1 protein-coding gene is annotated in these 275 nt (G+C 62.2%); it reads right to left on the bottom strand.

What is annotated here, in order from left to right; all coding sequences use genetic code 11:
* On the bottom strand, positions 1-224 hold a 224-nt coding region (locus tag Q5762_RS38250; RefSeq protein WP_315896922.1), incomplete at its 3' end, for a diguanylate cyclase domain-containing protein.
* Between the last annotated feature and the right edge of the window lie 51 nt (positions 225-275).

Here is a 275-nt window from a genome sequence, read left to right as displayed (position 1 = left end):
CGATCTCGTCCACGGTGCTTCGCCTGATAAAGCGCCTGGTCTGCCATCTTGATCAGCGAATGTCGGCTGTCGGTATGCTCGGGATACGCCGCAATACCGCACGAAAGCGTGATGTAGCCCAACGGTTGCTGGTGATGGAACAGGGCATGGGTACGCAGCGTCTGCAACAGCTCGTTGGCCCGTCGTTCGGCTTCATCCAGGTCGGTCACCGGCAGCAGCGCCACGAACTCCTCCCCACCCAGGCGGCACACCACATCGCTCCCGCGAAAGCAGCG

This window comes from Streptomyces sp. P9(2023), assembly GCF_032436795.1.
Classification (GTDB): domain Bacteria; phylum Actinomycetota; class Actinomycetes; order Streptomycetales; family Streptomycetaceae; genus Streptomyces.
The sequence above is the reverse complement of the archived record's forward strand: the minus strand, read 5'-3'. Positions and strand labels throughout refer to the sequence as shown.